Here is a 25,107-nt window from a genome sequence, read left to right on the forward strand (position 1 = left end):
CGCGGCGGACGATCCACGACAAGTGACCTGCTTCTCTCACCGGGTTGAAGGGAAGGCGCACTGACAAGCTCACGAGCGCCGCCCAGATGCGGGCCTCCGTTGCACTGAAGGCCAGGAGCACGGAAGGGCGACGGCAGGCAACGAGGCAGCGAAGCGAACGCCAGCCACACAGCAGACTTCGCGGCTCGCCTTCCAGGAGGGAGTGAGGATTGCTATGCTTTTGAAGGTGAGCGACGAGGAACCATCAAGCAGCCGTTGGCCTCTTCGCAGAGAGAGTGCGCGGCACATGCCACATCTGGTGCGGCTCGCGCTAGCCGCAGCTGGACTCGCGGCCCTCTCCATGGGCACTTGGGCTGTGCTTCGACCTCATTCGGGGGATCTGGGCAGTACCGCGCTAATTGTGGTCGGAGGCGTGCTGGTTCTACTCGCAGTACTTGGTCGCTTCCCGGACCGCCTGTCGGTGGGAGACGTTGAGATGGAATTCCGGCGCGACTCGCTGGAAGAGATACTCGCGGTCGTTCGTGCGGAAGCGCCTGAGATCTTCGATCAGGTCGTTGACATCGCGCGAGGCGGTACTCGGACACCGGACGCCGTGGACGAAGCGGCGCGCGCCGCCCAAGAGGAGCAGCGGCAAGAAGCAGCATTCGAAACGACTGTGATGCTCCGCGATTCTGTACCCGCAGCGGAGGCAGCCGAGAACGTCGACCTCGGCTCTCTCAGCGGCCTCCGTCGCGACGTCGACGTTGCCGTGCCATCCCGCGGCCGGCCGCCACGCGTTGACGCTACCTTCCACCTTGACGGGAAGGTTGTCGCGATCGAGATCAAGAGCAGCTGGAGCCGCTCCACCAGCAGACTCGTCAAGCAGCGCCTAGCGAGGGTACTGACGAGTCCGGAGTATGCCGCTGCCGTTCTCATCGTTCCGAGGGAACTGCTGACGCGCGCACTCGCGGATATCGACGATCCGCGTATCGTCGTTGCAACTCCCGACGACGTCGCTCGGCTACCTCAACTCGTACGCACGGCGATTGCCGAGAGCGATTGACGAGTAGGCCTCGCTGGTCACTCGAACGACCGATTTTTTAGAACGGTAGACCGGCGCTGGACGACCGCGCGGACCTTATCAGGTGCAGAGCTTCCTAGGTGGTCACGTGCCAGTCATTGGTGGGGCGTGCAATGCCAGCACTGAGACTTGCAGGCCGAGGCACGACGTCGTGCGCGGCAGTCGACGAAATCGACAGCAGTCTTTCTTGCTTGAGAAGCGCAACATAGTTGTCCGCCAAAATGGCCCCCGCGCCGAGGGTGTAGGACGCGAAGGCCACGGTCGACGCGATGCGGAGTCGTCCATCCTCTTGACGGGCCTTGAGCGATTGGGAGTCGGGCGTACGCGCCGATAACGCTCATTCGGTCGACCGGACAGTGGCCGCATGCACAGGGTCCAGCGCGCCCACACCGGCAATCGGGTTCATCGAGCGTGGGACGGTTCGAGGCGCAGCCTTTCACGGTCCGTCGTTGGCGGTTACTCGTGGACGCGGGTGCTGAGGACGACGCGCTCGTCTTGGTCGAGATCCCAGAGCATGGTCGCGGTATGACCTGCGGCTTGCTCGTAGGCGAGGAGGAGGACCGCGTCGGCGGCGGTGCGGCACCAGCGCATAGACGACTGGGCGAAGATGGGGTCGTTTGGGTCGGGTAGGGCGGGGTCGCTCTCGAAGCGGTCTCGCTGCTCCCGGAGGATCTGGGGGCTCGTGGTGCCGGTGTGCGACAGCATGTCAGCGAGATGCTGCGTCAGGGTGATGGGCAGCGACCTGCCGGCCGCGGGTGGATCCTTCAACTGAGTGCGCTCGACGCGGGACGTCGCAAGCTGGCGATCTCTGGTCGATCTCACCGCCATTGGAACCGAGGTCGGTGCAGCAGCTGGAGGATCACCACGAGAGCAGACGTCTCCTCCTTTCAATCTTGCACTCTCAGCTGGGGGAACCAGGACCGGGCCGTAACGCGTCGCCGGCATGACGAAGCGCCGCTCACCAATGGTGAGCGGCGCTTCGACGGCCCGGCGCGGCTGTCCGACAGCGGCCACACCGTTACCGCAGGCGGTCGTCGCTGCCGACGAGACTCAGTTGAGGAGGTCAGGGTCGGGGAGGCTCGGCTCAGACTCGGACGCGTCGCGCTTCATGATGATCAGCTCGATGACCCAGGGCGCGTGTCGGAACGCCGTCGCCGGTCGCTGGTCGTACCAGCCGGGCTTGTAGTTCGACTCGCGGGAGCCGGTCGGGTTGTCCGCAGCGTGCGACGGGGTCGCGTCGAGCTGGACGCGCTGGCTGACACCCGGCAGGTAGCTCCACTGACGCGGCGTAGACGCGTCCGTGGCCCAGTGGTCAACGCTCTGCTGGTCGGCGTTCTGCTGCTCGATGAGGTTCCGCGTGGAGCGCCGCTGGGCACCCTCGAGGTGGTCGTACTTGCGGGTGGGCGGGAGCATCGCGGCGGGGACACGGTGCGCGTACCCGAAGCAGTTCGGGTCGTTCGGCGCGGGCGTCGGGGCCGGCTGCAGCGCATCTCCGTCCAGGTTGGTCTCCCCCACGGTGCGGGGCGTGGCGACGGGCCATCCGTCGCAGTGCCAGCGCACCAGGACGTTGCTGACCTGGATGTCGGCCTCCAGCACGCGGCTGCGGTGCAGCTCCGTCTTGTCCGACTGCGACGCATCGGTCGGGGTGAACGTGGCGTCCACCGCGTAGGTGTCGACGAACTGGCGGCGCCAGGCACGGATCATCGGGCAGGTGAACTCCTGCCGGCCTCGGCGGCCGGCTCGGCGGAGGGCGATGCGCAGCTGCTGCAGCTCCTCGACGCTGTGGATGTGGTGCGTCGTCTGCGTGCAGGTCGTGATGGGGGTGTTGCTGATGGTGAGGTTGCGGTCCATGGTGGTGTCCTTCAGGTCGGAGCGAGGCGGTTGCTCGCTTGCGCCACCCCTATGCGAGCTCGTGCTTGCGAGCGGGGCGCCGACACTGTTCGCGGACCTGATTTGGGACTCTAAGAGCCGTTTTGCCCCTCGTTCGTGGGCCAGAATGTTGCCTGTTCGGCGTTTTCTGACCCCCGGAGTGGGGAGTCCGGGCTGGGAGTTCGGACTGGGACTCAGGAGTCGCTGAAGCGCGTGGCGGCGACGGGTTTTCCTGCTGGTGGACTCGGCGCCGTTCGAACGGCCCCTTGAGTGGCGCGGGCCTCGTAGCGTGCGCAACATGCGTCGCATCGCGAGTCACACCAGGAGTGCCATCACCAGTCCGACGGGGCGTCCCGAGAGGACTGCCGAGACCGGTGACGGGTCTGCTTCGTGAATGGCAGCCCCGACGAGACGGCGCTGACCGCGAAGCAGCGTCAGCAGCTCGCCGCGATTCGTGGCATGGCGCGCATCCCGTTATCGGACCTGCGCGACCAGAGTCCCCCGAACCTCCAGGCCCTCTACGCCGAACTGCAGGACGGCCAGGCGCTGATCCCGGGCCTGAAGATGGGGCTCGGTGCTCTCACCGTCCAGCGTTGGGATCCCGCTTACGCGGCCAAGGGTTGGACGCTGTACGGTGCGGACCTCACGCTCGACATGGGGCACCCGTTCGGGTCGATGTTCTACCGCAACGACACCGACGGCCGTGTGCTGCGCATCGGTGTGAAGTGGCACCCGCCGGTGCAGCAACTCGAGTTCCCTGCCCTGCACCCATCGAAGCCGGAGCTCACGTCTGACTGCACGGCTGAGGAGGTCGCCGCGGTCGTGTTGGACGCGCGGAGTCGGATCGGGACTCTTGTCGCGATCAACGCGCAAATCGGGTCGTTCGTAGCCACCGAAGAGTCAGAGAACGCCATCCTCGACGCATCAGGGCTCGGGCTCGAGCGGCTCTCCGAAGACGACCCACGGTTGGCTGGCGATGCCTGAGCGTGGGGCGGCGCTGCGATTCGAGCCGGTGCCGTTGCGGCTGCTGTCGTTGTCGGCGCAGTTCGACGCCGGGATCTGGCCGACGTTGGCCGGAATGACGTTCACGAACTCCACCGGGCCGAAGATCCTGCAGCGGACCGTCAACGTCCGCACCAGCGAAGACGGGTGGGTGTTCACGCTCCTGAACGGAACACCATTGTCGGATCCTGCGGACCCGCTGCGTGAGGCAGCGACTCAAGTGATGGACGCACTGTCGAAGCTTCGTGCGGTGGGGCGTGGTCCTGAAGCGGCTGGTGCGGCTGATGTCTGACCGGCAGTGGGTGCGGACCATCCGGCATGAGCAGTCGATGCTGTCGCTGCCGTTCGGGCTTGGCTACACGATCGACATCACCGAGACCCTCACCGCCCTCGCTGCTGCCGGGCTGACCGCACGCGTGGAGACGTTCGACCGGCTCCGATTCGACGACGGCCGCACGGCGCTTCTCGCCACCCCGGACCCGACCACCACCGTCACCGACGGCGACGGCGGCGAGGGCCGGGTGGATGATGTGATCCTCCTGCCCGGCGGGTCCGAGGGCGGGGTGCTGTCACTGGTGCGCCGATACCCCGACCTGGTGGTCGTGAACGGGAAACGCGGGCGGGTGTGGGCTGACGGGCGGCAGCTGTCCGGCACGTCGATGCAACGGGAAGCGACCCCAGGGTGGCGGACCGTGTTCGCGATCGCCCGCGCCATCGCCATCCACGGCGGGGGTTCTCAGTCAATCGCGGACCGCATCGGCATTCCACTTGATGTTGTGCGTGCCGCGATGCCTGCTCTCGGGACACACGTGTTCTTCACGCCGATCGGGTGGGAAGCAGCCGATCGCGCCGCCCTGTGCGATTGGGCGCTGGCGGCCTACCCCGGTGTCGGTGGAATCCGGACCTGCTGGCGCCGCGACACCACCATCGACGAGCAGGCGGACCAGCTGATTGCGTTGGGTGGGGTGATGTCGGACCGGTGGGCGGCGCAGCAGTCCGGCGTACTCGTCCCGCCAGACCGATTGACCGCGTTCTTCGCCGAGCATCCCGACATGCAGGCGCTCGGCTACGAGCCCGCCACTATGAATGAGGCGACAGTGTCGGTCGTCATCCCGCAGGACACCACCGTCCTGACCGGCGCTGAGGGGTGCTGCGCGGACGACTTCATCACCGCGCACGTTCTCTACGAAGACAGCTGGGTGGCCGCGAACACGGATGCGGTGAACGGGCTGCGGCAGCTGCTGCACTTCAAGTCGGACCTTGCCCATGACCTTCGCTGGCACCCCGGCAGCGGTGAGGGCAGGGAGGGCTGATGCTGCAACTGCTGTCACTGACGTTGGCGTACGACGACACCCGATTCTTCGGCTCCGTCATGTTCACCGACCCCACCCACCCGGACGACAATCCCGCCGCGGTCCTGGTGGACCACACGGATGAACCGCCCTGGTTCCGGCTCACCAACGTGGACCCGGACGGGCAGGATCGTTCGGTCCCGGCGATGGTCGAGGCGGAACGCATCATGCGGTTCCTCCTCCGCTACACGCCCGAACGCATCGGCCGCACTCCCGCCGACTTCCCCCAGCCCTGATCCGCTCTGCTCACGCCCGTCCCTTTGGAGATAGTTGCTGATGATGCATCTGGTGTCCCTGCATCTCTCGAACGACCGGATCCTCTCGGGGCATGTCCTCCTCGAGGACACCGAGAACCCGGACGCACACCTGGCGCAGATCCTTGTCCGCGCCGTGGATGTCGAGCCGGGGTATGAGCTCTACGACAGGATCAACACGGTCCTGTCGGACCTGACGGTGCCGGCGGTGCGGGAAGCGAACCGTATCGTGCAGACCCTCCTCATCCCCGCCTCCGAGATCGCGAAGCGGGAGAAAGCCGTTCGGGCGGTGATCCACTCCGGCTACTTGGAAGGGTCCCCCGACGACATGCCCTGGCAGTCGCAGCTGTGGATGTACGCCCGCGGTGAAGTCACCCGCGAGCAGCTCAGCGCCTACGCCGACGAAGGCAGACAGATCCCCCGTGCCCCCGACCACGGTGCTGTTGGTCCGGCGGACGTTCCCGAGGACTGGTGGCAGACCACACAGGCCCGAATCCGCCGGAACCTCCTGAACACGACCCTCACCGAACCCGAAGTCGCTGCGGCCCTGCAGGTCAGCATTGACGAGGTCGGGGAGCTGTTCGAGTCGTGCCGGCTGACGAGCTTCGACCTCGATGGCGAAGAACGCATCCCGGACTGGCAACTCGTGAAGCCCGCCCTCCCCGAGTTCGGCGACCCGTCCTCGCTGCTGCCAGGCCTTGACGTCCTCTACGCGGCAGCCCCGCAGCCGCTCCTCGACGCGGCAGCAATGACGGAGTTCATCACCACACCCTTGGACTTCCTCGCCGTCGACGACCGGATCCTGACCCCGCTCGACTGGATGCGGGAAGGCCGACCGCTGACGACGATCATCGCCCTGTTCCGCGGACGACGGTGGCGACCATGACCAACCGGCCGGACCTGTTCCTCCTCAACGTCTCCTACGACGTCACCGGGGTGCACGGGCACGTGTTCTTCCGCGACCCGCCTAGCAGCGAGCTGCGGCAGGTCATCATCCGCAGCACCGACACCGGCAACATCTGCGAACCAGTACACGGGGACACCCGCGACGGGTGGGAACCGTTCCTCGAAGAAACCCGCTGGCTGATCGCCATCACCCGGCCCGACACCCCGGGAGAACAAAGCTGATGGGACTGAGGCTCGAATGGGTCGCCGCCGCATACGCCGGCCGGCCGCGGATCACGATGCCGTATGGGCTCGGTGACACCACCGACCTCACCGACACCCTCACCGTCCTGAAACTCGCTGGGCTTCGCGCGGTCGTGGAGACGCACGACACAATCCGCCTCCCCGACGGCCGCCGAGCACGCTTCCCGACCCTCACCCAACGCCCCCGCAACGACGACCCGACTGATGCGGAACTGCTCCTGCTGGCCCCGCGGACCGTGACTGCGACGCAGATCGCGCTCGCGGAGCAGACGGCGACGGTGCTGCTGGTCGACGTCGACCGGCGCCGCGTCTGGATCGACGGCAGACAAGCCCTCGGGACGAAGGAACGATGGAAGGACGCCGCCCCCATCTACGTCACCTTCGCCGTCGCACGGCTGCTCGCCGTCAACGGCTCCACCTTCGACAAGCTCGTGCAGGCCGGACTCACTGCCGGACAGGTAGATGACGCGCTCGCACGCCTCGGGAAGCGCGTGCACCGCACGGACATCGGGTGGGAGTCACGGCAGGTCGGTGGCCTCGTGGACTTCGCTATCGCCTGCTATCCAGGACCGGGCGGCGTCAGGACACGATGGACGTCCGACCTGCCGCTGGCCGAGCAGGCGGAACGGCTCATAGGTGCGGGCTGTCGCATCTCCGGGCGCGCCATCTCCGCCCGGCCCGGCTACCCCGCCATCAGTAGACGGGAGATGCCGTACCGGCTCGTCGCGTTCACCGAGGAAGAAGTTGACATGGCCGCGCTCGGGTTCGAACCCGACACGATCGGCTTCGCCGGCACCGAACTCATCCGGCCAGCGGACCCCGCGATCTTCCTCACCGCGGCCGCCGCCGGCTACACGGACCGCACCGACGACATCATCACCGCGAACACGATTCTCCGCGCCGACTACCGCAACGCCGACGACACAGCGTCCCTCGAGGAGGTGCGGAACCGGCTGCAGTTCCTCGCCGACATCGGCTACGACCTCCGCCACAACCTGCCCAACTGACGAGGACGCAGGGGAGTGCTCCTCGGTCAGCAACCGAGCACCGTCTCACTTCTGCGCGCCCGCAGACAAGTCCGACACGCGACTTTGAGTGGATCCGACACGCCGAGACGAAGATTCCACACTTGTGGATCGAGCGCGTCCACGGGTGTGGGGAAGTGTCGGTGGTCGGCCGTGGATGCTTGATGTTCCGGGATTACCCGAACTGTTCAGACTGTGGAAGACGTTGTGGAGAACTACACGGCTGTAACACTTCCATCAGACACAAGTGCGGCAGGGCAGTGGTCCGTCGTAGGATCGAGTTGAGGCCGAACACAGTTTCGAGCCTCGTAACGCAAGAACCTCCAGTCGATTCCGACTGGAGGCGCCAGCGGGACTGCATTCCGGATCTAGCTTGCCGGCACGGATCGGAAATCAGCCCTTACCACGAAAGTCAGGAACATGTCAACTCCCGCCCCTCATGGCTATCAGTTTAGGCCCCAACTGCCCACTTTGGCCAACATCCGTGCGCGCCTTGGGCGTGTCGAGTTGCGGATCTTGAAGCCCTCGCGATCCGTGATCACTGTGTCGCCTGACCTGCGAGCGATCATCGACTTGATGAAGTTCGCGGTTGCAGCCTACGTGGCTATCCGCTACAGCGTCGGGCTGTAACTGTCAAGTACCGAACGGTCTCGACTCCTCAGAGTCGAGGCCGTTCGGTGTCTACAGAGACGTGGCCGCGAACCACACGACATCAAGGACATCCACATGGACATCATCGGCGAGATCGCCAGCAGCGCCCGACCGCGGTAGGTCACCGTGGGCCACTTGTCAGCCGCCCGTCTGAAGGTTCACGCTCTGCGGGCCAATCGTCTACCCGCGGAGTGCGCTCCGATGCAGCAGCGCCGACTGGCGCATCTGCGGTCTGGCCATCACACGCTCCCCCGAGCCGACTCCCGCAGCGGCGACGACGCGGCCTCGCTCGAAGAAGTACGGAACTGGCTGCTGTTCGCCGCCGACACCAGCTACGACCTCCGCTACAACCTGCCCAGCTGACGAAGACCAATCGATTAGGTGGAAGTCACATCACCTTGCCATGGTGCTTCCCCGAACTGCGCCACACCCAGGCGGCGAGCTTGGTCTCGCCGCGACCGGCTTCCACCCAGACGGCGTCCCGAGTCAGGCGGTACGCATGGGCGTCACTTCGACGAATCAGGCGGTCGGGCAACTGGAACCACGCATGCACCGGCAACGACTTCGGCAGTTCGCGCATCTCCGTGCCACGGGCATCCTCCTTGAGCGAGAACGGCGAGCCGGGCAACCAACGATCCGAACGGAGACGACCCATGACCGCGACAGTAGGAGGCCGCACCTACGTTCGCATCCCGGGCCCTCATCGAGAACATCCCCGGGACCAGTCATGTGAGCAGCTTCGCTTTGTGTCGTCCTTCTGCCTTCGCTTTGTGTCGTGACCGCGTCCCGGTAGCTGGTGAATCAGCGGACAGTTCCGGCGGATGGTGCTGGCTGCGTCGAGTTCTTCCAACTCACCGTGAAGGCAATGGCAATGAGGAGGACCGCGCTGACGAGTCCGGTGCCCGCGTCGAGGCCGCCTCGAGAGTGTGGGACGGCGATGTAGTCGGCGAAGGATGCGCCGATCGGTCGGGTGAGGACGTACGCGGTCCAGAACGCTGTGACAGGGCCGAGGACCGCTGTTGCCCGTGCGAGGACGACGACGATCATCGCGGCAACGAACACGAGGCCGCCGCTGAGGTAGCCGAGGTGGAAGGTGCTGGCGGCGAGGTCTCCGGCGGCGGTCCCCATTGCGAACGTGGTGATCACGGCGGCCCAGTAGAACAGTTGCCGGGGGATGCTGGTGATGGTGTGCACGTCGACCGTTCCCTCGACGCGACGCCACAAGACAAAGACGGCGACGAGCCCGGCGAGGAACACGGGCGTCGACACCGCGTAGGGGACGCCGAGCGCGACGTGGGTGACGTCGGCGACCATCGTGCCAAAGACTCCCACCATGGAAACGGTGCCCCAGTACAACCAGGGCCGGTATCGGTCCGCCCGCAGCTGGACGATGAGGATCACCGCGAAGAGGACCGCGGTGATCAGCACGGTCGGGACGGGGGCGAAGCGTGTGACGAGGAAGTCGGAGAGTGCTTCACCCATCCCGGTGGTGAGGACCTTGATCAGCCAGAACGATGCGGTGGGTTTCGGCACCCGGTTCAGCTCGCCTCGCGTGGTGTTCACTGCTCGCGAGCCGTCCGCTCAGCGGATGCGGGCGCGGATGCGGACGTGTCTCGGTTCTTCCGAGCGACGTGGCGGCGGAGTGCGCCGATGACGATCGGGAGGATCGAGACCAGGATGATGACGAACATCAGCGCGTCGATGTTGTGAGCGATGAGCGGGATGCCGCCGAGGAGCACACCGACAACGGTCAGGCCGCAGGCCCAGGAGATCGCGCCGATGAGGTTGAAGAGCAGGAACCGGCGGTAGTGCATCTGCGCGGTGCCGGCGGCGAGGGGGACGTAGGTGCGGACGATCGGGACGAACCGGCCGAGGACCAGGCTGAGGCCGCCCCACTTGGTGAAGAACGCCTCCGCTTCGTCGAGTCGAGCGGTGGTGAGGATGCGGGCGTCTTCCTTGAACAGGCGTCGCCCGAAGCGCTTCCCGATCCAGTAGCCGACCTGGTCGCCGGCGATCGCGGCGATCGCGGCGACGATGGCGACCTGCCACGGTGTCACACCGAGCGTGCTGCTGATGATCGCTGCGGTGACGAGGAGCGAGTCTCCGGGCAGGAAGGGGAACAGGACCCCGGACTCGATGAAGATCAGCAGCGCGATCCCGGCGAGGACGAACGGGCCGAACGCATGCAGCACGGAGGCTGCGTCGAACAGGCTCACTGCGAGCGGAACGGTGTGGAGCACGAGGTGCCTTTCACGGGACGGGCTGGTGCAGCCGCCGTTCGAGTCGACGGCGGCACCAGCGAACGGGGTCAGACGGTGAGTCGGCTCCGCTGCGCGGGTTCCTCGCGGCGGAGCCGGATCACGAGGAAGCTGATGATCGCGGCGATGACGACGAAGAACACGACGCTCGTGGTGATGGTCCCGATCCCGAGTCCGCCGTCCTTCGTGGACGCGGACAGCAGGTCACCGGTGGACGCGCCGAGGGGACGGGTGAGGATGTATGCGATCCAGAAGCACAGGACAGGACCGCGACGGCCGATGAACCAGACCGCAGCGGTCAGGGCGATAGCGCCGGCGAAGAGCAGCAGGGACGGGAAGTACCCCAGGCCGGTCTGCTCGGCGATCAGGTCACCGGCAGCGGTACCGAGTGCGAACGTGAACAGGATCGCGAGCCAGTAGAACGCTTCGCGGCGGACCGTGTCGATGCTGTGGATCGACAGGGTGCCCTCGACGCGGTACCAGATCGCGAACACGACCAGCAGGGCGACGCCGAAGACGGTGGTGCTGACGGCCAGGGGGATGCCGAGGCCGTCGGTGAGGTTGTCGGTGACGCAGGTGCCAACGATGCTGATCAGCACCACGGTGATCCAGTACAGCGGCGGCCGGTAGCTGCGGGCACGGAACTGCAGCACCAGGAACACGGCCAGCGCGGCCGCCATGATCAGCGTTGTCAGCGGTAAGCCCAGACCGACGGTGTCGCTGAGGAGGTCCGCCGCGGTCTCGCCGACGGTGGTCGCGAGGACCTTGATGATCCAGAACGACGCGGTCGGATCAGGCACCTTGTTCGAGCGGCTCCGGGTTGGCATCGGCGCTGCGGGCGAGTGGGACATGGCGTTCTCCTCGTCGGGACGGGCCGTGCCGCGGTGTGCGGGACCGGCGATGCTCCGACGGTAGAAAGCGGCGCGCAAGACTCCACCAAGAATCACGCCTGACTGGTGGGGAGATCGGTTTCTTGGCCGTTCCTTGACCAGCGGCGGTGAGGATCCGTGCACCGGTGTTGCCATGAGTGAGGCAGGATCGAGCCAACACGGCGACGCCGGAACGCACCCCCTCGCGTTCCGGCGTCGCTTGTCCGGAAGGGGTCTCACGTCGGCAGGATGGCGGTCAACGGTCGCAGACAAGCTGGCTCGATGGTCGTTCCGGTCGAGTCCTGAGACCGACCCGGACCGGTTGACCTACCGACGGTCGGTGGTCGGGATTGCGCTCCGCGTCGCGGTCGTGTCAGCGGCGCTGGTGATCGCGATCATCGTCCTCGTCGTGACGTACGTGTTGTGGCAGCTGACACCGAACCAGCTCCACGAACGCCCCGGGCCGACCGACATCCACATCTACCTCGACACCATCGACCTGAGCATCGCGGTCATCGGCGTCGGTGGTCTCGCGATCATCCTCGCCGGCATCGCAGCATGGGTCATCGCCCGTCGAGCAGTGCGGCCGATCGCGGAAGCGGCACGGATGCAGCGCACCTTCGTCGCGGACGCCAGCCACGAGCTCCGCACCCCGTTGACGGTGCTCCATGCACGCGTGCAACGTCTGCAACGCATGACCCCGGCGCACGATCGGCGGCGCCCGGTCGTCGACGAGCTGCGTGGCGACACGCAGATCTTGATCAACATCGTCAACGACCTCCTCGAAGCAGCTGCAGGGTCGGGTGGCTCGGACGGCGCCGCTGACCTGAGGGCCGCGATGGAAGCCGTGCACCGCGACATGGACGTCCTCGCAACTGAACGGCAGGTGCACCTCGATGTCGACCCGGTCGACGCGGTGGTGCAGGTGTCGGAGACCCAGCTGCACCGCTGCCTGATTGCCTTGTCCGACAACGCCATCGGCCACACCCGGGCCGGTGGCAGCGTTCACATCACCGCGGTGACTAACGGTGGTCGCGTGACGATCCGCGTCGCGGACGAGGGCCCCGGCGTGGTCGGTATCGAGCCAGCACGGGTCTTCGACCGGTTCGCTCACGGCACCCCCGTCGAAGCGACCACGACAACCAGCACCCGCACGGGGTACGGCATCGGGTTGGCGTTGGTCCGCGACATCGCCGTCAGAGCCGGCGGCGACGCCGTCGTCGTCGTCGAGCACACCGATAGCAGCGGGACGGTCTTCGCACTCCGTCTCCCGATCACAGACGACCGCGCACCGGAACACGATCGGGAGGCCCGCGCATGATGCCGCGACTGCTGCTCGTCGAGGACGACCCCCGACTCGGGCCGCTGGTCGCGGACGAGCTGGCCGAGCAGTGGACCGTCACGCTCTGCGCCGACGGGGAATCCGCGCTCGAGACCGCAGACGCGGAGTACTTCGACGTCATGGTCATCGACCGTCGACTCCCGGGCATCGACGGCACCACGGTGATCGCGACCCTCCGACAGCGACGCATCAGCACCCCCGTGCTGATGCTCACCGCCCTTAGCGAGGTCCACGACCGTGTCTCCGGGCTGGACGCCGGCGCCAACGACTACCTCGTCAAGCCGTTCGACTTCGACGAACTCACCGCCCGGCTCCGCGCGCTCACCCGCGACTACACCGGCACCGGCACCAGCGTCGAGATCGGCGGGTGGGCGTTCTACCCCGAGGACCACAGCATCACCTCCCCCTACGCGGGACGGGTGATGCTCACCGAGAAGGAAACCGCGTTGCTCCGGCTGCTCGCGGGCGAACCATCCCGCGCGTTCACCCGGCAGCATCTGCTGTCCGCGGTGTTCGACAACGGCGAGCAGCTCGGCACGGTCGACACGTACGTCCACTACATCCGCCGGAAGACCGACCGCGACCTCATCACCACCATCCGCGGCGTCGGATACCGGCTCGGCACACCAGTCTGAGGCCACCGCTCAGTCATCGAAGAGGCCCTCGCGCTCAGCTTCCGAGGCCACTGCGAGTACAGCAGCTCCAACCGAACCGACGATCACCAGCAGCACGACGACCACTGCGCACACCAACCACACGCCCACGGGGAACCACCTCCGAGGCCACCCTCGCCGCTGCACACCAAGGAACGACCAAGTCTCAGCCTCAGCCCATGTCAGTGCGCTGACGTGGTGGGCCTGGTCGCGACTGGTGCCAACCACTGCGTCAGGCACACCGCGGTGCACGATCCGGCGGCCATGATCGCGGCGAGCACCACGATCTGGAACCGGCCGGCGTCCAGCGGCGACAACCCGCCGAACACCGCTCCGACAAACGCGCCGGGCAACGTCACCAACCCGGTCGTCTTGGTCTGATCTACCGTCGGCACGAGCGCCGCGCTGACCGCCCGACGCACCAGCCGTTCCGTCGCACGTCGAGGTGACGCTCCAAGCGCGAGCCACCCCTCGACCTCGTCCCACTGATCGGCCACGAGCTCCCGGAACCGCCGGCCGCTGATGGTCGCAATCGTCATCGCGTTTCCGATCACGATCCCACCGATGGCGAGGGCGTACCGAGGGCTGAACTCGACCGCACCCGTGCCGAAGACGACGCTGCCGGTCACCAGGACGCCGCACGCCATGGACACCGCCACCGGAAGTGCCATCGTGGACACGCTGCCGAGTCGACGCGCGGCAGTCACCACAGCGACGGAGAACATCATTAGGAGTGCCGCCCCGATCAGCAGCGGCGATCGGATGATTCCACTCAGCACCAGGCTGATCGCCGCCAGCTGTGCCGCGCCACGCACGATCGCGACGGCCGGCGCCCATGGCACTTCCGCCCGCGCCAGGACCAGCACCGCAGACGCGACCCCAAGGAGCAGCACTACACCGAGCAGCGCGTGCGTCAGCTGATCAGCCACGCGTGCTCCGAACACTCACGTCTGAACTGTAGGCCTCTGGCTCCGCGGCCCTTGCGGCACGACTGACCCCGACCGACCCTCCCACCGGTGTCCGATAGCCGATCCGGCGCGGTGGAAGGGGCGGGAAATCGGCGCGGCGGTGCATTCGATTCGGGTGCATACTGGTGGTGTCTTTGGACCCGGCAGTGGGGCTTGCCGGACCCAACTTCGACACTCGTCGACAACAGTCCCTATCTCAGCTGGTCGCGCTTCTGCGCGCCTGAGGTAGGGAGAAGACATGGGACAAGCAGTACCGACCGGCGCGGTCGTCGTCGGCGTGCGGGCCGGGCAGGTGCGTGACGTTGTGACGGTCGCGGCGCAGATCGCTGAACGCTTCACGGTTCCCCTTGTGTGCGTGACCGTCGACCCAGCGCTCCTGTCAGCCGGGAATCGAGCGGACGGGTCCGAGATCATCGAGCCGATCGATCCGGACTCGGCAGACGCCGGGCCGGCGGATCTTCCCGAAACTGACCGGGCCGTCATCGAGCAGATCGCCGCTGCTCGGTCGGTTCACGCCTCGGTGCTGGCGAAGGTCGGCGATCCCGCACGCGCGCTGGCCGCGGTCGCCGAGGAACGCGACGCGGTGATGATCGTCGTCGGCGCCCAAACCGGTCGCCGGCGGATCACGGAGTTCTTCAACGGCTCGGTCGCGGCGCGACTCGCGCATCAGCAGCACCGTCCCGTCCTCGTGGTCCCCGTGAACCCCGTGGGGTTCGATGAACCGCTCCCGTGGGATGCGTCATGACGGGTGCACTGGTGCTCCTTCGGCATGGGGAGAGCACCGCGAACCAGGCCGGGACCTTCACGGGCCTGCTCGACGTGCTCCTCACCGCTCGCGGTGAGGAGCAGGCTCGACAGGCCGGTCGGCTTCTTGCCGTGCACCACGTGATCCCGGACCTGATCCTCACGTCGACGTTGCAGCGCGCCGTCCACACCGCGGACCTCGTCAGCGACGTCCTCGGTCGGGACATCCCGACCACCGCGGTGTGGGAGTTGAACGAGCGGAACTTCGGCGCGCTCACCGGGATGACCAAGGCGGCATCCCTCGCTGCGCTTGGGGACGCCGAGTACCTGCGGCTGCGCCGTTCCCGAGACGGCCGACCAGCACCGATGCCACTCCGGCAATGGCTCACCCTTCGTCGGAGCCCAGCCCTGCGGGGTCTTCCGCGGGCGGCGGTCCGGCGAACGGAATCATTCGCCGACGTCATCACCCGCATCCGCCCAGTGCTGCGCGACCGGCTCCTACCCGCGGTGGCGGCGGGGCGGACGGTGTTGGTCGTCGCGCACGGGAACTCGTTGCGGGCGCTCTGCGCCTGCATCGATGACCTGTCGGATGCGGAGCTGGCGGAGCTGAACCTGCCCACTGGGCAGCCCTTGCTGTACCGGCCGACTGGCGCCGGTTCGTTGCAGCCGCGGGGTGGGGAGTACCTCGACCCTGCAGCACATCACGCCGCGGCTCTCGTCGCGGCAGAAGGCGGAACATGACCACCCGAACGGACACCCCGATACTCGATGATCAGCTCCCATCCGACCCCGACGTCGATGTTTCCGATCCGCGACCGGTCATGCGGCCCGTGCACTTGCGGTGGCGCTACCTTGGCCTCGTCGCGCTCGGCGGTGCCGTCGGCACCGCGCTCCGCGACGTCATCAGCGGCCTCCTCCCCGCAGATGGTGGGGTGAGCTGGTCGATCTTCTGGATCAACATCACCGGCGCACTGCTGCTCGGTGTGCTCCTGGAAGCGCTCGCGCACCGCGGGCCCGACCAGGGCCGCCGTCGCGTCCTGCGGCTCCTCCTCGGCACGGGGGTCCTCGGTGGGTTCACTACCTACAGCACACTCGCCGAGTCCACCGCCGCGCTGTTCCTGGGCGGGCATGGCCTCGCCGGCACCGGGTACGCGCTCCTGACCGTCTTGTCTGGTGCGATCGCGACCGCCTGCGGGCTCGTCGTCGCGTCTTGGTTCCGTCCGCGGGAGGTGCGCGCATGAGCCCGCTCCTGGTCCTCGCCGTCGCGGCCGGTGGTGGGGTCGGCGCTGCCGGACGGTTCCTTCTCGACGGCCTGATCAACACGGGCCGGCAGTTCCGGCTCCCGGTCGGGACGTTGACGATCAACATCACCGGGTCGCTGCTACTCGGGATCATCGTCGGCGCTGCTACACACCTCGGCGCGGTGCCGGTCGCGGTCCTCGGGACCGGGGTGATGGGCGGCTACACCACGTTCAGCACCGCCAGCTTCGAGACCGTCCGCCTCGCCCGCGGCGGCCGGATCAACGCCGCCGCCGTCAATGGTCTCGGGATGCTCGTCGTCTCCGTCGCCGCAGCGACCGCCGGCATCCTCCTCGGCGGTCTGCTGTGACCGCCACCCCACATCCTGAAACGGACCTCCCCATGCAGTTCGACGTCACGATCGAGATCCCCCGCGGCAGCGGCAACAAGTACGAAGTCGACCACACCACCGGCCGGATCCGGCTCGACCGGGCCGTGTTCACCAGCATGGTGTTCCCCCAGGACTACGGCTCCATCGACAACACCCTCGGCGAGGACGGCGACCCCCTCGACGCGCTCGTGCTCCTACCCCGCCCCACGTTCCCCGGCGTCGTGATCGACGTCCGCCCGGTTGGGATGCTCCGCATGGTCGACGAGAACGGCGGCGACGACAAGATCCTCGCCGTCCCCGCCGTCCCCGCCGGCGACGACCGGTTCGAAGACCTGCAGGACATCAGCGACGTCCCGGAGCACACCCTCATCGAGATCGAGCACTTCTTCTCCCACTACAAGGAGATCGAACACGGCAAGCACGTCACCACCAACGGGTGGGCCAACCGTCCTGCTGCCGAAGCCGTTATCCGCACCGCACAGGAAGCCCACACCCGACACCCGTGATCCACGGGCCCCTTGACCGCCGCGGGGAGGCACTGGCGCTGAGTGATCGCCAGCAGGTCGTCCCCTCCGCCTCCCCGCGGCTTTCCCTTCCATCCGCACGACCACGACGCATGACCCGACCAGAAGGAGCGTCACCATGAACGACTACATCAGCGGCATCCACCACCACGGAGCCCACCAGGGCGAGTACGTCACCCACCACGACCACCCCGTCACCATCGACGCCGTCCACAGCACCCGCATCCTCGACTCCCGCGGCTACCCGACCGTCCGCGTCCTGCTCGAACTCGACGACGGCCGCACCGTCACCGGCGACGCCCCCGCGGGCGCATCCACCGGTGCCCACGAAGCCATCGAGCTCCGCGACGGCGGAACAGCGTTCGGCGGCCGCGACATCACCCAGGCGCTCCACCTGATCAACACCGACATTGCGGGCCTCCTCACAGGGCGATCGTGGTCCGCAATCGGACAGGTCGACGCCGCCCTCGCCGAACTCGACGGCACCACCGGGTACCGCCGGCTCGGCGCGAACAGCGTCGTCGCAACCTCCATCGCCGCATCCCGGGCGCTCGCACACGCCGCGGGCCTCCCGCTCTGGCAGTGGATCGCCGAGATCACCGGCTCGACGCCGCGGATGCCGGTCCCGCACTTCAACGTTCTCAACGGCGGCGCGCACGCAGCGAACAAGCTCGACTTCCAGGAGTTCATGATCGCCCCCGTCAACGCCTCATCGATGGCCGACGCTGTCCGCATCGGCGCGGACGTGTACCACGCCCTCGCGGGCCTGGTGCGGGACCGGTTCGGTAGCCTCGGCCTCGGCGACGAGGGCGGCTTCGCACCATCGATCGCTGCACCCGAGGAAGCGCTCGACCTGCTGGTCACCGCGATCCGCGCCGCAGGCTACGAGCCGGGCGTCGACCAGGTGGCGATCGCCCTCGATCCGGCCGCGAACGAGTTCTCCCTCGGAGACGGCTCGTATCGGATGCTCGACGACAGCCTCGACCGGGACGGGTTGGTCGACTACTACCGGCAGCTCATCGACACGTACCCGATCCGCAGCATCGAAGACGGGTGCGCTGAGGACGACTATGACGGGTTCCGCCGCATGCAGGCGGCGCTCGGTGACCGGATCCAGAACGTCGGCGACGACCTCTACGTCACCGACCCCCAACGCATCCGCGACGGCGGCGAGCAACACCTGACGAACGCGGCACTGATCAAGCCGAACCAGATCGGCACCGTCTCCCAGACCCTCGGCGCGATCGCCACCGCCACCAGCATCGGGATGGCCAGCATGGTGTCGCACCGTTCCGGGGAGACCACGGACACGTTCATCGCCGACCTCGTCGTCGGGACCGGCACTGGGCAGATCAAGTCCGGCGCACCCGCCCGCGGCGAACGGGTCGCGAAGTACAACCGGCTCACCGAGATCGCCGAGCAGCACCCGGATCTGCCCTACGGACTGATCTGACCACCGGCACTCGAGCTGCGAGCGGTGTCCAAAAACGCCGTGACAGCAGGCCCGGGGTGGCCCGACCAGATCGCACGCAGCGACCGGATCAGCGGCGGGCCGAGCAGCGGCACTCGGACGAGGGCACCGTCGGCGAGGTCCCTGCCGACGGTGCGGAGACTCATCACCGCCGGAGCGATGCCCGCTCGAGCGTTGGCGCGGATGATGCCCGTCGTCTCCAGTACCGCCGCTGGCGGAACGAGGGTGCGGCCCGCATCGTCGAGCCACGCCTCGACCGTGGCGCGGGTGCCGGACCCTTCCTCACGGAGCAGTAGCGGCGTCTCCGCGAGGTCATCCGCGGTGATGCTCGAAGCCCGCGCCCACGGATGGTGCGGAGCGACGACAACCACGAGTTCGTCCTCGTCGACCACCAGAGAGGAGAGGTCAGGTGGCGCAGCAGGGGTCTCCGTGAATCCGACGTCGGCAGCGCCGGAGCGAACAAGGTCGATCACAGCGGTGGAGTTGCCCGCGATCAATCGGACCGGCGCATCGGGCGCGGCAGCACGGTGGGTGAGCAACCATCCAGGCAGCAAGAGTTCGGCGATCGTCTGCGACGCTGCGACCACGAGGGATCCCGCCGGTTCTCGAAGCGCGACAAGTCCTGCTTCGAGCCGCTGCGACGCCTCCAACACCGGAACGGCCAGACCGAGCACCACCCGGCCGGCGTCGGTCAAAGCTGTCCCGGATGCTCTCCGGTGCGCCAGCGGCTGACCGATCGCCTGCTCCGCGGCACGCAGTCGCGCAGACACCGCCTGCTGTGTCACCCCCAACACTTCGGCCGCGCGGGTCAACGAACCGGTTTCCGCGACGCGGACGAGGACCTCGAGAGTGTCGAGGTCCAGGGTCCGGTCGGTCAGCCGTCGCAGTGCCACAAGCAAACATTGTGCCCCGCCAACGAGTTCGCCGTTCCCGAACCATGGGAAACACGCGCACGCTGGGTGCATGTCCGCTCACCTCGCCCATGCACCCGCACCCGCACGTTCCGAGCATGGTGTGCAAGAACGGCGGTTGTTCCGGGAGTTGGAGCGGCCCGGGCTGATCGTGTCGAACCTGACCCCGAACTGGTTCGCATCGATCATGGGGACCGGGATCGTCGCCGTCGCGGCTGCGTCGTTGCCGCTGCAGTTCCCAGGTCTGCGCACTGCGGCGACGGTCGTATGGGCGATCGCCGCGGTCCTGCTCGTCGCCCTCACGATCGCGACGGTGCTGCACTGGATCCGCTACCGGAGCACCGCAGCGAAGCACCACCTGCACCCGGTCATCTCCCACTTCTACGGGGCACCGCCGATGGCGTTCCTCACCGTTGGTGCCGGAACGATCCTGCTCGGCAAGGACTGGATCGGCCTCCCGGCTGCCGTCACCGTCGACTGGGTGCTCTGGAGCATCGGCACCATCGGAGGACTGCTCACGGCAGTGCTCGTGCCGTACCTGGCGTTCACCCGCCACGAGAACACGCCCGACTCCGCGTTCGGCGGTTGGCTGATGCCGATCGTCCCGCCGATGGTGTCCGCCTCCACCGGTGCGCTCCTGCTGCCGTACGCTCCCGCCGGGCAGGCGCGGGAGACGCTGCTGTGGTCCTGCTACGGCTTCTTCGGCCTCAGCCTCATCACGTCGCTGGTGGTGATCACGCTGATCTGGAACCGTCTCGCGCAGCACAAGGTCGGCGCCGCGGGCATGGTCCCGACTCTGTGGATCGTCCTCGGGCCGGTCGGACAGTCGATCACCGCCGTGAACCTCCTCGCATCGAACGCCCCCACCGTTGTCGATGCGAGTACCGCGCATGCCCTGCTGGTCGTGGCGCTGGTGTACGGGTTCGCGATGCTCGGCTTCGCGCTGCTGTGGACCGTCATCGCCCTCGCGATCACCATCCGCACTGCCCGAGAGCACTTGCCGTTCAGCCTGACCTGGTGGTCCTTCACGTTCCCCGTCGGGACCTGCGTCACCGGCCTGAACGGCCTGGCCCTGCACTCCGGACTCACCGTCGTCGCCGTCCTCGCAGTTGTCTACTACGTCGGCCTCGTCGCCGCGTGGATCACCGTTGCCGTCCGCACCTTCCACGGCTCCGTCATCCGAGGCACCCTCCTGGCACCGCCACAGCCGGCGTGAGCTCCGCCGAGGAGCTCGCGGACGAGCTCGCGGACGTTCGATCGCTGAACGCCCTCGCCGAGACATGGCGCACCGCACCGGACGGCTCGCGACGGTTCGTCCCGAGCTTCGACCCACGATCCGGCGGCACATCAAGCCGCGTGCTGGTCCTCATGCAGTCGCCCGGCCCGCAGACCATTGCCGCCGCGCACGCGGCGGTCTGCAGCGAGGACAACCCGGGCCCGACCGCGGCCGCGTTCCGCGCAGCCCGCATCGAGTCCGGACTCGCACGCAACGAGTACCTCCGCTGGAACCTCATCCCCTGGGAAGTCCCCGGCCGCGTACGACCTGCGGACATCGACGAGGGGCGACGCGCCCTCGGAGCTTTGCTCGAGGCGCTCCCCGTGCTCGACGCCATCGTCACTTACGGGACCGTTGCCCTTGACGGAGTCATGCGGCATCTCACCCTGGACGAGCACCCCAGACTCATACCCGTCATCGCGGCGCCACACCCCTCTCCCGCCAACGGCCGCCACCGCGCGGAACAACAACGACGTTCCGTGCAAGCACTCCAGCTTGCCGCACTGAAGCGACCGGTGTAGCGAATACGGAGGTATATGTGACAAGTTCAGAGCAGGGACCCGAGGTCGGAGCCGAGGGAGGGGTAGGTGGCGGTGGCGGATCTGAGTTGCCGTGTCGTGAGCCCGAGTTTGATGGCGAGGCCGAAAGTGTTGATCAGTTCCGAGTAGCCGGGGCCGAGGAGGTGTGCGCCGAGGATTTGGTCGGTGCGGATGTCGATAATGACCTTGGCCGCGGCGGTGGTTTCGGCCACCCGGTAGGTGGAGTACCAGCCGCTGGTGTCGGTGAAGCGGATGGCGATGTCGTGGCTCGGGGCCGCTTCTTCTTCGAGGAGGCCGACGCGGTTGAGTTCCGGGATGGTGAATATGGTCGTGGGGACCCCGATGTAGTCAGGTGCCGTGGTGGTGCCCTTGAGCATGTTCGACGCGGCGACTTTCCCTTCGAACACGGCCACCGGGGTCAGGGGGCGCCCGGCCGTGTCGGCGGCGTCTCCGGCGGCGTACACGGCGGTGTTGGTGGTGCTTTGCAGGTGGCCAGCTACCGTGACCCCACGCGGACCGCTGGCGATGCCGGCAGCGTCCAGGCGCAGGCTCTCGACATTCGGGAGGCGGCCGGCGCCGTGGACGACGAGGTCCGCATCGATGCGCTTTGCTATGCCGTCACTGTCGACGCCGATCTGCAGTCCGGTGGAAGTGGCGTCCACCGTGGAGACGCGGGTACCGCGGAGGATGCGGATGCCCGCCTGCTCGCTCCGTGACACCAACAGCCCCACCAAGTCGGGATCGAATTCGCGCAGCGGCCGGGGACCGTGGTCGACGATCGTGCACTGCGCACCAGCTCGGGCGGCGATGTGGGCGAACTCAAACGAGATGAACCCGCCGCCAATGAACACGATCCGCTTGGGCAGTTCCTCCAGATCGAGGAACTGCGTGCTGTCGATCAGGTGCTCCGCCCCGGGGAACGTCAACGGCTTTGGTGTGGCGCCGGAGGCGATGAGGAACCTTTCCGCCTGATGGGTCGTGCCGTCGATGCTCAGGGTGTTCGGACCGGTGAACTCAGCATGGCCGTGGAAGGTGGTGGCGCCGTTGCCGGTGAGTTCGTCTTCCACGCCCTTCGGTACCCCATCCGTGAAGCCGCGCTTTCTCTGCATCAAGGCTGCCCAGTCGACACTGAGGCCGTTTTCCTGAATACCGGTGCCGTTCATCAATCGGGCGGCATCGATGACTTCCGCTCCGCGGCGGAGGATCTTCTTCGGGTCGCATCCGCGAAGAGCGCACGTGCCCCCGTAGGGCAGAGCATCGACGATGCCGACCCGCCACCCTTGTGCCGCGCACTTGTTAGCTGCGGACGTGCCGGCCATTCCGGCGCCGATGACCAGCAGGTCGAACACGTCGCTCATCGGGTGCCTGCTTCGATGTCCGCGATCGCATCCCGGATTTGCTCTGTCGTCGGGGACCCGGCAAGGCCTTCGGGCGTCAGATACACCCGGCACGACAGGCCAGGAGGAGCGTCTGGCGCAGGGAACAGTGCTGCCCCGTCAGCCAGAAGAGTAGGAGACCCGCGGAAGTCGACTGATTCCGCTTCCTCTTGCGTTTCGATGCGGTGCCGCTTTACCGTGACCTCGGGTCGTTCCGCGGTGATCGCGGCGAGGCGCTCCGCGACCGTTCCCCAATTCGGGCATCCATCGAAGTACTGCAACGTGATCTCCATACGCCGACCGTAAACGTTGCAGCGAGGTACAAGGTCAAGTGGTGTGATGGAAGCATGCGCATCGGAGACCTCGCTGCCGCCACTGGCGTAAGCACGCAAACCATCCGCTTCTACGAACGCGAGGGGCTGCTTCCGGTGCCGAGTCGAGGGAGCAACGGATACCGGGTCTACAAGGATGAGGTCACTACACGGGTCGGGTTCATCCGTGCCGCTCAAGCAGCTGGGCTAACACTGTCGGACATCGCCGGCGTTCTCGCCCTCCGACAGGAAGGGCAGGCACCGTGCTCGCACGTGCTTTCGCTTCTCGCCAGCAGGCTCGGAGCGGTCAGAGCCCGCCAACAGGAACTCGCTCGCCTCGAAACGGAACTCGTCGCCATGATCACAACGAGTTCGACCTTAGATCCGACCACATGCACGGAGCGCAGCGTCTGCGACATCATCCCGCAGTAACATCATCAGCCACCGTGCTGAGAGACTCAGCGTCGAAGGCCTCAATGCCCATATGAACCGGCCAAGTCACAACTGCAAGAGGGCTGGACTGCTGGCGACGGCGACGATGATCAGCGCACCGAGCGTCACGGCGGTGACCGCTTGCAGCGGAACTGCGGCGGGGCGAGACCGGGGTTTTTCCGGTGCATGGAAGGCCGTTGACACCCACCGGAGGGTGTAGAACAGCGACGCGACTGAGACGGCAGCGGCGATGACCACCAGCCACGGCATGCCGCCCTGCCAGGTGGCCGTGAACACGGCGAGCTTGCCGACGAAGACGGCGGTTGGTGGTGTCCCGACAAGGCTCAGCAGGCCGACCAGGATGACACCGGTTATGACGGGATGTTCCCGTGCCGCTCCGCGCCATGAGGGAATTGTCCTGCGGTCTGGTACCGCGGCGATCGCGGCGAACAGGGCCAGGTTGGTCACGGCGTAGAACACCAGGTACATCAGCAAGGCGGCGCGCGCCGACGGTTCGACACCGATCACAGCGACGGGCATCAGCAGGAACCCAACCTGGCCAACCGTGGACCAGCCGAGCAGCCGCGGCGCGCTGCGCTGCCAGAACGCCGCGAGGGTGCCGAGGATCATGCTCGCGGCGGCGAGCACACCGACCAGCAGCGACGCGTTCACGGTGCCGGGTATGACGTCCACGAGGCGTGCCAGCGCGATCAGTGCCCCGAGCTTCGGGACGGTGGTGATGAAAGCGGCGATGCCGAGACCGGCGCCCTCTGCTGCATCCGGAACCCAGAAGTGCCCTGGGACCGCTCCGGCTTTGAACAGCAGGCCAGCGAGGACCCCGATGAATCCGAGCGCGATCGCTGCCGCCGGCACGTGTGGCAGCGCCTGTTGGAGCTCAGGGTAGGTGCTGCCGCCGGCGACACCGATGAGGACGGCGATGCCGAAGAGCATCACGACGCCGAAGATCGCGCCCAGCAGGTACGTCTTCATTGTCGCCTCGGCTGCGGCCGGGGATCGGGACAGTCCGATCAACGCGTAGAGCGGCACGGTCGCTAGGAGGAACCCGGTGGCGACGATGAGCAGGTCGTTGGCGCCGGCGAGGACGACCGTGCCGAGTGCCGCGAGGAGCAGCAGTGATGCGGTTTCGCTCTCCCGAGCGGAGCCTCGGGATTCTTCGCGTCCGATGAGCATCACGACCGCGGTCGCCAACGGTACGAGGATCCTGATCGTCGTTGTCGCGTTGTCGAGTGCGTAGCTGTCACTGAAGACGGACGGTGGCCCGGTGCTCAGAGCAGCGGTGACGGCGCTGCCGCACGCCACGATGATCGCGAACCAGGTCACGAGCGCCTGCCGGCGCCGGGGCAGGAAGCTGCCGCCGAGGAGCGCGACGATGGCACCGCCCATCAGGATGATCTCCGGCAGGAGCGCGCCGTAGTTCATG

31 protein-coding genes are annotated in these 25,107 nt (G+C 67.1%); 20 read left to right on the plus strand and 11 right to left on the minus strand.

The features are described 5' to 3' along the window. Positions 1-226 precede the first annotated feature (226 nt). Entirely contained in the window at positions 227-1,042 is an 816-nt protein-coding gene (locus ACEN9V_RS07475; protein WP_141399066.1) for a hypothetical protein, read from the plus strand. A gap of 474 nt (positions 1,043-1,516) precedes the next feature. Here the strand turns inward: ACEN9V_RS07475 and ACEN9V_RS07480 are convergent, their stop codons facing one another. Both ACEN9V_RS07480 and ACEN9V_RS07485 read right to left on the minus strand, forming a co-directional pair. Further along, complete coding sequence (locus ACEN9V_RS07480) at positions 1,517-1,765, minus strand: hypothetical protein (RefSeq protein WP_141399067.1); 249 nt, start codon at positions 1,763-1,765, stop codon at positions 1,517-1,519. A gap of 345 nt (positions 1,766-2,110) precedes the next feature. Then, a complete protein-coding gene (locus tag ACEN9V_RS07485; RefSeq protein WP_413602773.1) occupies positions 2,111-2,911 on the minus strand; it encodes a hypothetical protein in 801 nt (266 codons plus the stop codon). A gap of 408 nt (positions 2,912-3,319) precedes the next feature. Between ACEN9V_RS07485 and ACEN9V_RS07490 the strand changes: the two genes are divergently transcribed. The 8 genes from ACEN9V_RS07490 to ACEN9V_RS07525 all read left to right on the plus strand — a co-directional run bounded on the left by ACEN9V_RS07490 (position 3,320) and on the right by ACEN9V_RS07525 (position 8,725). Continuing rightward, entirely contained in the window at positions 3,320-3,913 is a 594-nt protein-coding gene (locus tag ACEN9V_RS07490; protein ID WP_079238242.1) for a hypothetical protein, read from the plus strand. Next, on the plus strand, positions 3,906-4,223 hold the full coding sequence (locus ACEN9V_RS07495; RefSeq protein WP_058741009.1) for a hypothetical protein: 318 nt from the start codon (positions 3,906-3,908) through the stop codon (positions 4,221-4,223). The genes ACEN9V_RS07490 and ACEN9V_RS07495 overlap by 8 nt, the downstream gene beginning before the upstream one ends. Beyond that, positions 4,189-5,244 (plus strand): hypothetical protein, encoded by a 1,056-nt coding sequence (locus ACEN9V_RS07500; protein ID WP_079238241.1) that lies wholly within the window; start codon positions 4,189-4,191, stop codon positions 5,242-5,244. The genes ACEN9V_RS07495 and ACEN9V_RS07500 overlap by 35 nt, the downstream gene beginning before the upstream one ends. After that, positions 5,244-5,519 carry a hypothetical protein gene (locus ACEN9V_RS07505; protein WP_071295108.1) on the plus strand — a complete coding sequence of 92 codons (276 nt, stop codon included), beginning with the start codon at positions 5,244-5,246 and terminating at the stop codon, positions 5,517-5,519. The genes ACEN9V_RS07500 and ACEN9V_RS07505 overlap by 1 nt, the downstream gene beginning before the upstream one ends. A gap of 52 nt (positions 5,520-5,571) precedes the next feature. After that, positions 5,572-6,423 carry an antitoxin VbhA family protein gene (locus ACEN9V_RS07510; RefSeq protein ID WP_413602774.1) on the plus strand — a complete coding sequence of 284 codons (852 nt, stop codon included), beginning with the start codon at positions 5,572-5,574 and terminating at the stop codon, positions 6,421-6,423. Beyond that, positions 6,420-6,665 (plus strand): hypothetical protein, encoded by a 246-nt coding sequence (locus ACEN9V_RS07515; RefSeq protein WP_141399070.1) that lies wholly within the window; start codon positions 6,420-6,422, stop codon positions 6,663-6,665. Before ACEN9V_RS07510 ends, ACEN9V_RS07515 begins: the two co-directional genes overlap by 4 nt. Further along, positions 6,665-7,693: a hypothetical protein gene (locus ACEN9V_RS07520; protein ID WP_079238238.1), complete on the plus strand. Its 1,029-nt coding sequence runs from the start codon at positions 6,665-6,667 to the stop codon at positions 7,691-7,693. The genes ACEN9V_RS07515 and ACEN9V_RS07520 overlap by 1 nt, the downstream gene beginning before the upstream one ends. A gap of 870 nt (positions 7,694-8,563) precedes the next feature. Further along, positions 8,564-8,725, plus strand: a complete 162-nt coding sequence (locus ACEN9V_RS07525) for a hypothetical protein (RefSeq protein ID WP_158521907.1) — start codon at positions 8,564-8,566, stop codon at positions 8,723-8,725. Between the two features lie 25 nt (positions 8,726-8,750). Here ACEN9V_RS07525 and ACEN9V_RS07530 read toward each other — a convergent pair whose 3' ends face one another. The 4 genes from ACEN9V_RS07530 to ACEN9V_RS07545 all read right to left on the minus strand — a co-directional run bounded on the left by ACEN9V_RS07530 (position 8,751) and on the right by ACEN9V_RS07545 (position 11,471). Further along, entirely contained in the window at positions 8,751-9,017 is a 267-nt protein-coding gene (locus ACEN9V_RS07530) for a hypothetical protein (protein WP_079238237.1), read from the minus strand. Between the two features lie 146 nt (positions 9,018-9,163). Beyond that, positions 9,164-9,895: a hypothetical protein gene (locus ACEN9V_RS07535; RefSeq protein WP_413602775.1), complete on the minus strand. Its 732-nt coding sequence runs from the start codon at positions 9,893-9,895 to the stop codon at positions 9,164-9,166. Positions 9,896-9,921: 26 nt separating this feature from the next. Continuing rightward, positions 9,922-10,578 (minus strand): DedA family protein, encoded by a 657-nt coding sequence (locus ACEN9V_RS07540; protein ID WP_255252557.1) that lies wholly within the window; start codon positions 10,576-10,578, stop codon positions 9,922-9,924. 92 nt (positions 10,579-10,670) lie between these two features. Next, positions 10,671-11,471 carry a hypothetical protein gene (locus ACEN9V_RS07545; protein ID WP_096897639.1) on the minus strand — a complete coding sequence of 267 codons (801 nt, stop codon included), beginning with the start codon at positions 11,469-11,471 and terminating at the stop codon, positions 10,671-10,673. A 358-nt stretch (positions 11,472-11,829) separates the two neighbouring features. Here ACEN9V_RS07545 and ACEN9V_RS07550 point away from each other — a divergent pair, with 358 nt between their 5' ends. Continuing rightward, on the plus strand, positions 11,830-12,810 hold the full coding sequence (locus ACEN9V_RS07550; protein ID WP_158521906.1) for a sensor histidine kinase: 981 nt from the start codon (positions 11,830-11,832) through the stop codon (positions 12,808-12,810). Further along, the gene (locus ACEN9V_RS07555) at positions 12,807-13,466 is read left to right on the plus strand and encodes a response regulator transcription factor (RefSeq protein WP_096897487.1); all 660 of its coding nucleotides are present in this window, start codon (positions 12,807-12,809) and stop codon (positions 13,464-13,466) included. The genes ACEN9V_RS07550 and ACEN9V_RS07555 overlap by 4 nt, the downstream gene beginning before the upstream one ends. Positions 13,467-13,666: 200 nt before the next feature. Here the strand turns inward: ACEN9V_RS07555 and ACEN9V_RS07560 are convergent, their stop codons facing one another. After that, positions 13,667-14,413, minus strand: a complete 747-nt coding sequence (locus ACEN9V_RS07560) for an ABC transporter permease (protein ID WP_079238233.1) — start codon at positions 14,411-14,413, stop codon at positions 13,667-13,669. A gap of 277 nt (positions 14,414-14,690) precedes the next feature. Between ACEN9V_RS07560 and ACEN9V_RS07565 the strand changes: the two genes are divergently transcribed. The 6 genes from ACEN9V_RS07565 to eno all read left to right on the plus strand — a co-directional run bounded on the left by ACEN9V_RS07565 (position 14,691) and on the right by eno (position 18,803). Next, on the plus strand, positions 14,691-15,197 hold the full coding sequence (locus ACEN9V_RS07565) for a universal stress protein (RefSeq protein ID WP_096897488.1): 507 nt from the start codon (positions 14,691-14,693) through the stop codon (positions 15,195-15,197). Continuing rightward, positions 15,194-15,937, plus strand: a complete 744-nt coding sequence (locus ACEN9V_RS07570; protein WP_096897489.1) for a 2,3-bisphosphoglycerate-dependent phosphoglycerate mutase — start codon at positions 15,194-15,196, stop codon at positions 15,935-15,937. Before ACEN9V_RS07565 ends, ACEN9V_RS07570 begins: the two co-directional genes overlap by 4 nt. Positions 15,938-16,026: 89 nt before the next feature. Beyond that, positions 16,027-16,437: a CrcB family protein gene (locus tag ACEN9V_RS07575; RefSeq protein WP_096897640.1), complete on the plus strand. Its 411-nt coding sequence runs from the start codon at positions 16,027-16,029 to the stop codon at positions 16,435-16,437. Continuing rightward, on the plus strand, positions 16,434-16,805 hold the full coding sequence (locus ACEN9V_RS07580) for a fluoride efflux transporter FluC (protein ID WP_079238230.1): 372 nt from the start codon (positions 16,434-16,436) through the stop codon (positions 16,803-16,805). The genes ACEN9V_RS07575 and ACEN9V_RS07580 overlap by 4 nt, the downstream gene beginning before the upstream one ends. 32 nt (positions 16,806-16,837) lie before the next feature. Then, positions 16,838-17,332, plus strand: coding sequence for an inorganic diphosphatase (locus ACEN9V_RS07585; RefSeq protein ID WP_096897490.1), 495 nt, complete (start codon positions 16,838-16,840; stop codon positions 17,330-17,332). A 136-nt stretch (positions 17,333-17,468) separates the two neighbouring features. Beyond that, positions 17,469-18,803, plus strand: coding sequence for a phosphopyruvate hydratase (gene eno / locus ACEN9V_RS07590; protein WP_079238228.1), 1,335 nt, complete (start codon positions 17,469-17,471; stop codon positions 18,801-18,803). On the opposite strand, the gene ACEN9V_RS07595 is transcribed toward eno, so the two are convergent. Beyond that, positions 18,788-19,714: a LysR family transcriptional regulator gene (locus tag ACEN9V_RS07595; RefSeq protein ID WP_079238227.1), complete on the minus strand. Its 927-nt coding sequence runs from the start codon at positions 19,712-19,714 to the stop codon at positions 18,788-18,790. The genes eno and ACEN9V_RS07595 overlap by 16 nt on opposite strands. Before the next feature lie 70 nt (positions 19,715-19,784). Here ACEN9V_RS07595 and ACEN9V_RS07600 point away from each other — a divergent pair, with 70 nt between their 5' ends. Further along, on the plus strand, positions 19,785-20,948 hold the full coding sequence (locus ACEN9V_RS07600) for a TDT family transporter (RefSeq protein WP_079238226.1): 1,164 nt from the start codon (positions 19,785-19,787) through the stop codon (positions 20,946-20,948). Next, on the plus strand, positions 20,945-21,529 hold the full coding sequence (locus ACEN9V_RS07605; RefSeq protein ID WP_096897492.1) for a uracil-DNA glycosylase family protein: 585 nt from the start codon (positions 20,945-20,947) through the stop codon (positions 21,527-21,529). Before ACEN9V_RS07600 ends, ACEN9V_RS07605 begins: the two co-directional genes overlap by 4 nt. A 26-nt stretch (positions 21,530-21,555) precedes the next feature. On the opposite strand, the gene ACEN9V_RS07610 is transcribed toward ACEN9V_RS07605, so the two are convergent. Next, positions 21,556-22,905 (minus strand): dihydrolipoyl dehydrogenase family protein, encoded by a 1,350-nt coding sequence (locus ACEN9V_RS07610; protein ID WP_096897493.1) that lies wholly within the window; start codon positions 22,903-22,905, stop codon positions 21,556-21,558. Then, positions 22,902-23,216: a thioredoxin family protein gene (locus ACEN9V_RS07615; RefSeq protein WP_096897494.1), complete on the minus strand. Its 315-nt coding sequence runs from the start codon at positions 23,214-23,216 to the stop codon at positions 22,902-22,904. Before ACEN9V_RS07615 ends, ACEN9V_RS07610 begins: the two co-directional genes overlap by 4 nt. A gap of 54 nt (positions 23,217-23,270) precedes the next feature. Here ACEN9V_RS07615 and ACEN9V_RS07620 point away from each other — a divergent pair, with 54 nt between their 5' ends. Beyond that, the gene (locus ACEN9V_RS07620; RefSeq protein ID WP_096897495.1) at positions 23,271-23,666 is read left to right on the plus strand and encodes a heavy metal-responsive transcriptional regulator; all 396 of its coding nucleotides are present in this window, start codon (positions 23,271-23,273) and stop codon (positions 23,664-23,666) included. A gap of 66 nt (positions 23,667-23,732) precedes the next feature. On the opposite strand, the gene ACEN9V_RS07625 is transcribed toward ACEN9V_RS07620, so the two are convergent. Continuing rightward, the gene (locus ACEN9V_RS07625) at positions 23,733-25,106 is read right to left on the minus strand and encodes an NADH-quinone oxidoreductase subunit N (RefSeq protein WP_096897496.1); all 1,374 of its coding nucleotides are present in this window, start codon (positions 25,104-25,106) and stop codon (positions 23,733-23,735) included. Position 25,107 lies beyond the last annotated feature (1 nt).

Source organism: Curtobacterium sp. Curtsp57 (assembly GCF_047324335.1).
In the GTDB taxonomy this organism is placed as follows: Bacteria; Actinomycetota; Actinomycetes; order Actinomycetales; family Microbacteriaceae; genus Curtobacterium.